Annotated in this window: 9 protein-coding genes; 4 read left to right on the top strand and 5 right to left on the bottom strand. The window is 74.5% G+C overall.

The features are described from left to right. Nucleotides 1-37: 37 nt before the first annotated feature. Nucleotides 38-199 (bottom strand): hypothetical protein, encoded by a 162-nt coding sequence (locus H1A17_RS24240; RefSeq protein WP_194822966.1) that lies wholly within the window; start codon nucleotides 197-199, stop codon nucleotides 38-40. A 142-nt stretch (nucleotides 200-341) separates the two neighbouring features. On the opposite strand from H1A17_RS24240, the gene H1A17_RS24235 reads away from it, so the two are divergent. Beyond that, nucleotides 342-1451, top strand: coding sequence for a DICT sensory domain-containing protein (locus tag H1A17_RS24235; protein ID WP_240762082.1), 1110 nt, complete (start codon nucleotides 342-344; stop codon nucleotides 1449-1451). Between the two features lie 13 nt (nucleotides 1452-1464). After that, a complete protein-coding gene (locus H1A17_RS24230; RefSeq protein ID WP_145919832.1) occupies nucleotides 1465-2181 on the top strand; it encodes a helical backbone metal receptor in 717 nt (238 codons plus the stop codon). A 32-nt stretch (nucleotides 2182-2213) separates the two neighbouring features. Here H1A17_RS24230 and H1A17_RS24225 read toward each other — a convergent pair whose 3' ends face one another. Further along, nucleotides 2214-2903 carry a CBS domain-containing protein gene (locus H1A17_RS24225; RefSeq protein WP_194822965.1) on the bottom strand — a complete coding sequence of 230 codons (690 nt, stop codon included), beginning with the start codon at nucleotides 2901-2903 and terminating at the stop codon, nucleotides 2214-2216. A gap of 226 nt (nucleotides 2904-3129) precedes the next feature. Here H1A17_RS24225 and H1A17_RS24220 point away from each other — a divergent pair, with 226 nt between their 5' ends. Continuing rightward, on the top strand, nucleotides 3130-3696 hold the full coding sequence (locus H1A17_RS24220) for a DoxX family membrane protein (protein ID WP_194822964.1): 567 nt from the start codon (nucleotides 3130-3132) through the stop codon (nucleotides 3694-3696). A gap of 220 nt (nucleotides 3697-3916) precedes the next feature. Further along, nucleotides 3917-4300 (top strand): FKBP-type peptidyl-prolyl cis-trans isomerase, encoded by a 384-nt coding sequence (locus tag H1A17_RS24215; RefSeq protein WP_088646491.1) that lies wholly within the window; start codon nucleotides 3917-3919, stop codon nucleotides 4298-4300. Between the two features lie 128 nt (nucleotides 4301-4428). On the opposite strand, the gene H1A17_RS24210 is transcribed toward H1A17_RS24215, so the two are convergent. The 3 genes from H1A17_RS24210 to H1A17_RS24200 form a co-directional block, all read right to left on the bottom strand. Then, nucleotides 4429-4797: an STAS domain-containing protein gene (locus H1A17_RS24210; protein WP_145919829.1), complete on the bottom strand. Its 369-nt coding sequence runs from the start codon at nucleotides 4795-4797 to the stop codon at nucleotides 4429-4431. A 166-nt stretch (nucleotides 4798-4963) separates the two neighbouring features. Further along, nucleotides 4964-6241: an Ig-like domain-containing protein gene (locus H1A17_RS24205; RefSeq protein ID WP_145919828.1), complete on the bottom strand. Its 1278-nt coding sequence runs from the start codon at nucleotides 6239-6241 to the stop codon at nucleotides 4964-4966. 174 nt (nucleotides 6242-6415) lie between these two features. Beyond that, nucleotides 6416-8095, bottom strand: coding sequence for a right-handed parallel beta-helix repeat-containing protein (locus tag H1A17_RS24200; RefSeq protein ID WP_194822963.1), 1680 nt, complete (start codon nucleotides 8093-8095; stop codon nucleotides 6416-6418). Nucleotides 8096-8304: the final 209 nt, after the last annotated feature.

Genomic DNA, 8304 nt, shown 5'->3' with positions numbered 1-8304 from the left:
GGCTACCGCAACGACGTCGATCTCGACGGCGACACGATCAGTGACTCCACTGGTGCCCGGTGACCCCGGCCGGCCGGCGCGACACCAGGTCGCCGAGCCGGCGGGCGGCGTACACGGCCTGGCCGGCCCGGACGAACAGCGGCGCGGCACCGGCCGGGACCGGCCGCAGCCGGGCGTCGTCGGTGGCGGTACGCGTCATCGTCGGGTCGGTCCGTCCGTGGCAGGCGAGGGTGACCGGCCGAGTCTAGGACGTCGACCGCGGTCACCGCCCCGCCGGTTCGGACGACGGACGCGGCACCAGGCGGTTGGTGCACCCCGGGCGCGATCTCTACGCTCACGGGGTGCTGCACGACGGACCGGCCCCGGAACTGTTGACCAAGCGGAGTCTCGTCACGGTCTCCCACGCCATCGAGCGGTCGGCGCTGGCCACCGCCGAGGACGGCCCGCTGGTGGTGATCGCCCTGTTCCAGCGGATGCCGTACTTCCTGCGGGAGCGGGAACGCTACGCCCGGATCGCGGCGGGCGCGGCGGTCACCGTCGTCGGGCTGGTCGGGCAGACACCGCCGGAGCTGCCCGCCGGGGCGTACCCGGTGACGCTTGACGGCACCGAGGAACTGGCCCGGGAGTGGAGCGTGGTGGCGCTGACCCCCCGGTTCGGGGCGAGCCTGGTGGCCCGGGACCGCCGGGAGGCGGTGCCGGCCGACACGTTGGAGCAGGGGCGGCTGTTCGCCGGCCGCTGGGGGTTCCGCCGCGACGAGGCGCTGCACGAGGTGATCCGGCTGCGCACCCAGCTCGGCGACCGGCTCCCCCCGGCCGCGCTGACCGCCGTCGACCAGGTGCTGCACCGGGTCCGGGACCTGCCGGCGACGCCCGGGGAGAGCCGGGCCGAGGCGGCGTTGCGGCTGATGGCCGACCGCGCCGAACGCGCCCACCGCAACGCACCGGGCCGGCACGCCGAGCCGGTGGACGGCCCGCCGGGGCTGGTGGACGAGCCGACGTTGCGCCGCTGGACCGGGATGGACGGGGTGACCGCCGCCGGCACCCTGCCGGTGGCGCTGATCGGGGTACGCGTCGGTGAGCCGGCCGGCGCCCCGGAACGGTTCGGACGCCGCAGCGCGGCACGGGAGGCACAGGCCGTGATCGCCGCGCTGACCGCGCCGCTGCGCCCGGTCGACCGGGCCGTCCGCCTCACCCCCGACGAGTACCTGCTGGTGCTGCCGGCGTTGACCCGGGAGGAGGCGCTGGCGGTGGCCGGTCAGGTGCACGACTGCGTGGCCGGGCTGGCCCGGTCGTACCCGTTCGTGTCCTTCGCGGTGCACACGGCGGTCACCGTGACCGACCGGCGGCCGTTGCCGGTGGCCGAGGTGCGGCACGCCGTCGAGTGGGCGGCCCGGGAGGGTGTGCCGGTGGCCACCGTGGCCCGGGAAACCGTCGCCACCGCCGCCCACTGAGGACGGGGACGACGTGCGGGTGGTCTCGTTGGTGCCGTCGCTGACCGAGGCGGTGGCGGTGACCGCGCCGGAGCTGCTGGTCGGCGCGACCGACTGGTGCGTGCACCCGGCGGGGTTGGACGTCGCCCGGGTCGGCGGCAGCAAGTACCCCGACCTGGACCGGGTCCGGGCGCTGCGGCCGGACCTGGTGCTGCTCAACGTGGAGGAGAACCGCCGCGTCGACGCGGACGCGCTCACCGCGGCCGGGGTGCCGGTGCTGGTCACCTACCCCCGGACCGTGCCGCAGGCCCTCGACGAACTGGCCGGGGTGCTCGCCGCGCTCGGCGTGACCGGGGAGCCCGGCTGGCTGACCGACGCCCGCCGGGCCTGGGCCGCGCCCGCCGTCGCCGACGGCCCCCGGCGGGCGGTGGTCCCGGTGTGGCGGCGGCCGTGGGTGGTGCTCGGCGGGGACACCTTCGCCGGGGACGTGCTGCGCCGGCTCGGCGTGGTCAACGTGTACGACGACGACCCGGACCGTTATCCGCGTCCCGATCTCGACGCGCTGCGGGCCCGCCGGCCCGACCTGGTGGTCCTTCCCGACGAGCCCTACGCGTTCACCGCCGACGACGGGCCGGACGCCTTCCCCGGCGTCCCCTGCGCGCTGGTCTCCGGCCGCCACCTCACCTGGTACGGCCCGTCGCTGGCCGAGGCGCCGGCCCTGCTCGCCGCCCAACTGGCCGCCCCGGTCTGACCGTCCGCCCCGGCGCTCAGACCGGGTGGCGGTCAGGCCACCGGGGTGATCCCCCGCTCGGTCAGGCCGGCGTCGTCCACGTCGTACCCGATGGTGCTGGTGACCTGGACCACCCCGCTGACCTGGCCGGCGAGTTTCTCCGCCAGTTCGGCGGCGGTCCGCCGGTCCAGCCGGCCGTCCAACCGCACCGCGCCGTCGCGGACCTGCACGGTGACCAGTCCGTCCCGCACGGCCAGCACCCGGCGCAGCACCTCCTGCACCACGTCCTCGCGGATCTCGGCGTCGGTGCGCAGGTGCACCCGCAGCAGGTCGCTGCGGGTGACGATGCCGACCAGCCGGCCCAGGTCGTCCAGGACGGGCAGCCGCTTGACCGCCTCCCGGTCCATCAGCCGGGCCGCCGCCGGCAGCGACGCCCCCGGGTGGGTGGTGACGGCCGGCGCGGTCATCAGCTCCTTGGCCAGCAGCGCCCCCGCCTTCTCCCGGGACGCCCGACGCCGACGCCCGGTGAACACCCGGCGTTCCTCGTGCGCCCCGGAGTGCTCCACCTTGTGCAACAGGTCAGCCTCGGACACCACCCCCAGCACCCGACGGAAGTCGTCCACCACCGGCACCGCGCTGACGCCCCGGCGGATCAGGATGTCGACGATCGCCCGGTACGGGGTCTCCTCCCCCACCGTGGCGACCTCCCGGGTCATCACGTCGTCCACCTGCCACGTCCTCATCACGACCTCCTCGCCCGGTTCTCCCGTCCGACGCTAGGGCCGCGCCGGCAGGTCGGGGCAGGGGCGGGTGGACCGGTCACCCGGAGGCCGAAGGTCCCGTCCGGACGGCCGTACCAGGGGACTTAGGTCCCGCCCCGGCACGGACCGGTCGGCCCTGCCGGGACCGCGCCGACCGGCGTGGAATGTAACTGCCACCGGGAAGTGCGGTGCCAGGCAGAGAAGGGACGTGGAGACCATGACCGCGACGATCGAGCGGAACACCACCGCCAGGACCATCGCACCGGTGGCCGGAACCGAGACCACCCGCCAGCGGGCCGCCCGGTACGTCTGGGCCGGAACCCGGCTGGCCCTCGGCTGGATCTTCCTCTGGGCGTTCCTGGACAAGCTGTTCGGCCTCGGCCACGAGACCGCGACGAAGAACGCCTGGATCAACGGCGGCAGCCCGACCAAGGGGTTCCTCGCCTTCGGCGCGACCGGCCCGTTCCAGGGGATCTACCAGGACATCGCCGGGGCGGCCTGGGCCGACTGGCTGTTCATGATCGGCCTGGCCGGGATCGGGGTGGCCCTGCTGCTCGGCATCGGGATGCGGATCGCCGCCGCCGCCGGTGGCCTGCTCATGGTGCTGATGTGGACCGCCGTCCTGCCTCCCGAGAACAACCTCTTCATGGACGACCACCTGATCTACGCCGCGGTGCTGGCCGGCCTCGCCCTGGTCGGCGCGGGGAACACCCTCGGCCTCGGCCGGGTCTGGGCCACCCTCCCGCTGGTCCGCCGGTTCGGCTGGCTCAGGTGACCGGTCCCACCCGCCCGGGTGGTCGACCGACCGGCAGGGGCGCCACCGCCACGGTGGCGCCCCTGCCGCGTCTGCGTCCGGCCCCGCGCACGGCAGCTGCGGCGGGCCGGGTGCCGCGACGCGCGGGCCCGGTCGGCGGGGCCCGCGGCAGCCGGGGTGCCGCGATCGGGCAGGATCGACACCGTCCGGACGATCGGGTGACGACAGAGGAGAACAGCAGATGAACACGCCCCAGGCAGGCAAGCCGGAGATCGGCCCGATCGAGGGTGCGGCCCCGGCCGACCTGGTGATCGAGGACATCACCGTCGGGGAGGGCCCGGAGGCGCGTCCCGGCCAGCTCGCCAACGTGCACTACGTGGGGGTGTCCCACTCCACCGGCCGTGAGTTCGACGCGTCCTGGAACCGGGGCGAGGCGTTCGAGTTCCCGCTCGGCGGCGGTCAGGTCATCGCCGGCTGGGACCAGGGCGTGGTGGGGATGAAGGTCGGCGGTCGCCGTCGGCTCACCATCCCGCCGCACCTGGGCTACGGCAGCCGGGGCGCGGGCGGCGTGATCAAGCCGAACGAGACCCTGGTCTTCGTCGTCGACCTGCTCGGCGTGCGCTGACGTCGGTCGGGGTCGCCGGTACCGCCCGGCGGCCCCACCGCCGGCCCCTGCGGCGCGGCCCGGACTCCACTGCTGCCCCGGTCGCCGGACCTTGCAGGCGCGGTCCCGGCGGGTCGCCGGGCCTGCGGTCAGGCGCAGGCGGCCAGCGGGCGGGACACGGTCGCGACCGGGGCGTCGCCGTGCCGGACGGCGATGACGCGGTGCAGGCCGCCGACCCGCAGCACCCGGGCGACCACCGGATCGGGGTCGACCACCACCAGCTCACCGCCCCGGGCCCGGACCCTGAGGTGCGCGGCGACCAGCGCCCGCACCCCGGCGGCGGAGAGCACCTGGACCCCGGAGAGGTCGAGCCGGAGCAGCGGGCGGGCCGGTGCGGCCCAGAGGGCGGCCCGGAACGCGCCCACGGTGGCGATGTCGATCTCACCGACCGCGCGCACCTCGACCACGTCGTCGGCCACCCGCAGCCGCACGTGGAACCGGTCCTCTTCCTGCGTCATGCCCCGAATCTAGCCCCCACCTCTGACGTTTCCGCCCTGCCCAGGGCGGGTTTCGGGGTAGTCCCAGGGTCGCCCCGGAGCCGACCCCGAGTCCTTCTCAGGGTGGAGCCGCACCGGCACGACCGGCCGTCGGAACGGCCGGTCGTGCCGGTGCGGTCGGGTGCGGTCAGCCGCCGCTGGCCGACGGCGCGGGGGCCGGCGACGAGCCACCGGCGACCGCCCCCGGGTGCGGCGGGCTGGTGGCGGGGGCCGGCTTCAACCCCGGCGGTACGGGCAGCGCGCTGCCCCGGGCGAACTCGGCCCAGCTCGTGTTCCAGGCGGTCCAGCCGTTGCCCGGCCGCAGCGGCACCTCGGTGCCCTTCACGGTCACCAGGTCACCGACCTGGGTGATGCCCATCAGCCAGTCGGCGGCGGCCGAGGAGACGTTGGCGCAGCCGTGCGAGACGTTGGTGTAGCCCTGGTCCCCCTCCGACCAGGGTGCGGCGTGGATGAACTCGCCGCCCCAGGTGAGGCGCTGGGCGTCCTCGACGTCGACCACGTAGCCGCCGTCGGGCTCGCCCCGCGTGTCGAAGCGGGTCTGCTGGTGCTTCTCCATGATCACCATCTTGCCGCTGGAACTCGGGGTGCTCGGCTTGCCGAGGCTGACCGGGATCCGGCGGATCAGCTTGCCGTCCTGGAAGACCGACATCTGCTTGGTGGCGTTGTCGATGTCCAGGGCGACCTGCCGGCCGATCTTCGAGGTGGACCGCCGGTCGGCGTCACCGACGTACTCCTTGCCGATGGGCAACCCCGCAAGCGCCGAACGGACGCTGATCGTCGTCCCGGTACGCCAGAAGTCGGGGGCCCGGTAGTAGACCTGGCTGCCGTCCTCCAGCCACGACCAGGTGCCCGGCTGGGGCGGATCGGTCTTCACGAACAATCGTCGCTGCACGGCCGCCCTGGCCTCTTTCGGAACGGCCGGTTCGAACGCGACCGTCACCGGCATCGCGGTGCCGTACGTCTGGTTCCCGGCGAAATAGAGCACGCTGGTCAGCGCCTGCCGGTTCGTATTCGTCGTGGCCGTCGTGAACGTGGTGCGCCCGACGGTCGTCCGGCCCGCGTCGCCGGTCGCGGTGACCTCCGCGGTGTAGGTCCGGCCGCTGCCCAGCGGGGCCGCCGGCACCCAACTCGACCCGTCCTCCCGCGGCTCCCCGGCCACCGCCCTGCCCTTGTCGTCGGTGAGCTTGACGCTGGTCACCCGGCCGTTGCTCACGGTGGCACCGACCTCCGCGCTGACCGGAACGCCCTTCGTCCGGTCGGCGGGCGTCACCGTCACTGTGGGGCCCGCCGCCGCACCGGGCGCCGCACCGGCCGCCGGCTTCCGCTCGGCGGTGCACCCGCCGAAAACCAACGGTGTGGCCGCGATGGTCACCGCCATTAGCGTCAATCGCCGCCTCACGTCCATATTCCGTCCCCCATTTCCAGTCCCTTGGCCACATTCTGTACAGCGTTTCTCGGGCCGGGTCGGGCTTTCCGGGGAACCGGGCGGGCGGGGCCGGGCTTATCGACCCCGGCGGGCCACGGGAGGCCACGGTGCCGCCGATGTCCGGGATCGGCCGTGCCGGGACACCCCGGACGGTCAGTCCCAGTCCTGGTCGCCGTGGTTGCGGTGCCACCGCCCACCGACCGGCGGGGTGTCCAGCCGAAGGGCCGCCACCGCGTTGCCGGCCAGGTCGTTGTCCTCGACCCGGCAGTCGACACAACTGCCCCGGGCAGTGATCCACATCCCGTGGGTCTGGGTGCGGTCGTCGTGGTTGTCCCAGATCCGGTTGCCGCGCACCGTCGCCGAGTCGAACGCCGCGTTGATCGCGATGCCGGCCCGGGTCGGCGGCGCGGCCGGCAGTTCGTACGCGGTGCCCGGCAGCGGGGTGTCCCCGCTCCACCCGCTGTACGCGTCGGGACGTACCGGGGCGAGGTGCAGTTCGGTGGCGGTGTTCGTGGCCACCACGGCGACCCGCCGGCCGACCCGCAGTACCTTGCCCCGGTGGCTGTCCTGCGCCCAGGTCGCCGAGCGGTCGACCAGGGACCGTTCGCTGTAGCGGACCGACTCGCCGCCACCGTGGGACGCCTCGGCGCACCGCCGGCCGTTGTTGCGGATGCGGTTGTCGAGCACCATCGCGTCGGTCATCGGACGGTCCACCCGGATCGCGTCCAGGCCGTTGCCCCAGAACTCGTTGCTCTCCACCACCACGTCCTGCGCCGGGTGCGGATAACCCCGGCCCAGGTCGTGCTGGTGGTAGCCGTAGCCGCCGTTGCCGCTGATCCGGTTGCCCCGCACCGTGTACGGGCCCGGGGTGTTGCCCATGCTGATCCCGTCGCCCTCGTTGCCGTCGATGACGCAGTCGGTGAGCAGGCCACCCCGGCCGGCGACCCCGGAGGTGCCGTTGCCCGACACGTCGTAGCCGGCCTCCAGGTTGCCGGTCATCGTGCAGCCGGTGACGATCAGGCCGTCGGCCCCCCAGTCGGAGATGCCGAACCGGTTGCCCTGGCTGTGGCAGCCGACGATCCGGTAGCCGCGCGGCGGCGTCCAGTAGTCCTTCTGGAGTTCCAGGAAGATGCCGTTGGTGCCGTTGGCCAGGGCGGTGCAGTTGGCGATGGTGAGCCGCTCCATGTCGCCCCAGCCGCCGATGCCGATGCCGATGCCCGCGCCGCCCATCTGCTCGCCGTTGTCCAGCCGGCCGCAGCCGACCACCACCACCCCCTCGACCAGGGTGTCCTGGAGGAAGTCGCAGCCCAGGCCGCTGGCCGCCGTGTGGTGGATGTAGAGGTTGCGGAACACCCCGCGCACCACGTACTGCAACCCGAGGCCCTTGGCCAGGTAGTTGTACTCGGCCATGGCCACCCCGGAGCCGTCGATCTCGAAGTCGGCGAAGGTGCAGTCGGCGATGTGCCGGTCCCGGTCCGCGCCGTGCTGGAGCACCGTCCAGAACGCCAGCGGCGTCGGGTCGCTGCGGTTGCCCTCGTTGCTGAGCAGGAACCGGGTGGCGGCCGGGCCGGCACCGATCAGCGACACCCCGCTGCGCCACACCGTGCCGGCGTCGCGGATGGAGTAGATGCCCGGCGGGCACCAGATCACCCGGGCCCGGCCGTCGGCCGCGTAGCCGTCACCGAGCCGGTCCACCAGGGCCGCCAGCGCGGGTTGGTCGTTGGTCACCCCGTCGCCGGTCAACCCGTAGTCCTGGGCGTCGCACCACAGCGGCGCACCGGCGACGGGGGGACGGCGGTCCCGGACGGCGACGGGCAGACCCTGGTACGGCACGGGTGGCTCCTCTCGGCGGTGCGTCCACGACCGACACGGCTGGGGCCGCGACCGGGCGTACGCGGGGCGGCGGTGCGCGCCCGCAGAGGTGCGGCGCGTCCGTGACCCGCGTCGGATTCCCGGCCCGCCGACCGGAAAACGCCTCCCGACCGGTCGTCCCGGCGAACCGGACGAACGCCGGGCGGCACGACGGAGCCGGCCACCCCGCC

This window comes from Micromonospora sp. S-DT3-3-22 (assembly GCF_015354745.1).
Taxonomy (GTDB): Bacteria; Actinomycetota; Actinomycetes; order Mycobacteriales; family Micromonosporaceae; genus Micromonospora; species Micromonospora wenchangensis.
Note: the sequence above shows the minus strand (reverse complement) of the source record. Positions and strands in the feature narration are given on the sequence as shown.

What these genes read in the sequence shown, in the direction of transcription:
- H1A17_RS24240 (WP_194822966.1), bottom strand. Translation starts at nt 199, where the DNA reads ATGACGCGTACCGCCACCGACGACGCCCGGCTGCGGCCGGTCCCGGCC.
- H1A17_RS24225 (WP_194822965.1), bottom strand. Translation starts at nt 2,903, where the DNA reads ATGAGGACGTGGCAGGTGGACGACGTGATGACCCGGGAGGTCGCCACG.
- H1A17_RS24215 (WP_088646491.1), top strand. Translation starts at nt 3,917, where the DNA reads ATGAACACGCCCCAGGCAGGCAAGCCGGAGATCGGCCCGATCGAGGGT.
- H1A17_RS24210 (WP_145919829.1), bottom strand. Translation starts at nt 4,797, where the DNA reads ATGACGCAGGAAGAGGACCGGTTCCACGTGCGGCTGCGGGTGGCCGAC.
- H1A17_RS24205 (WP_145919828.1), bottom strand. Translation starts at nt 6,241, where the DNA reads ATGGACGTGAGGCGGCGATTGACGCTAATGGCGGTGACCATCGCGGCC.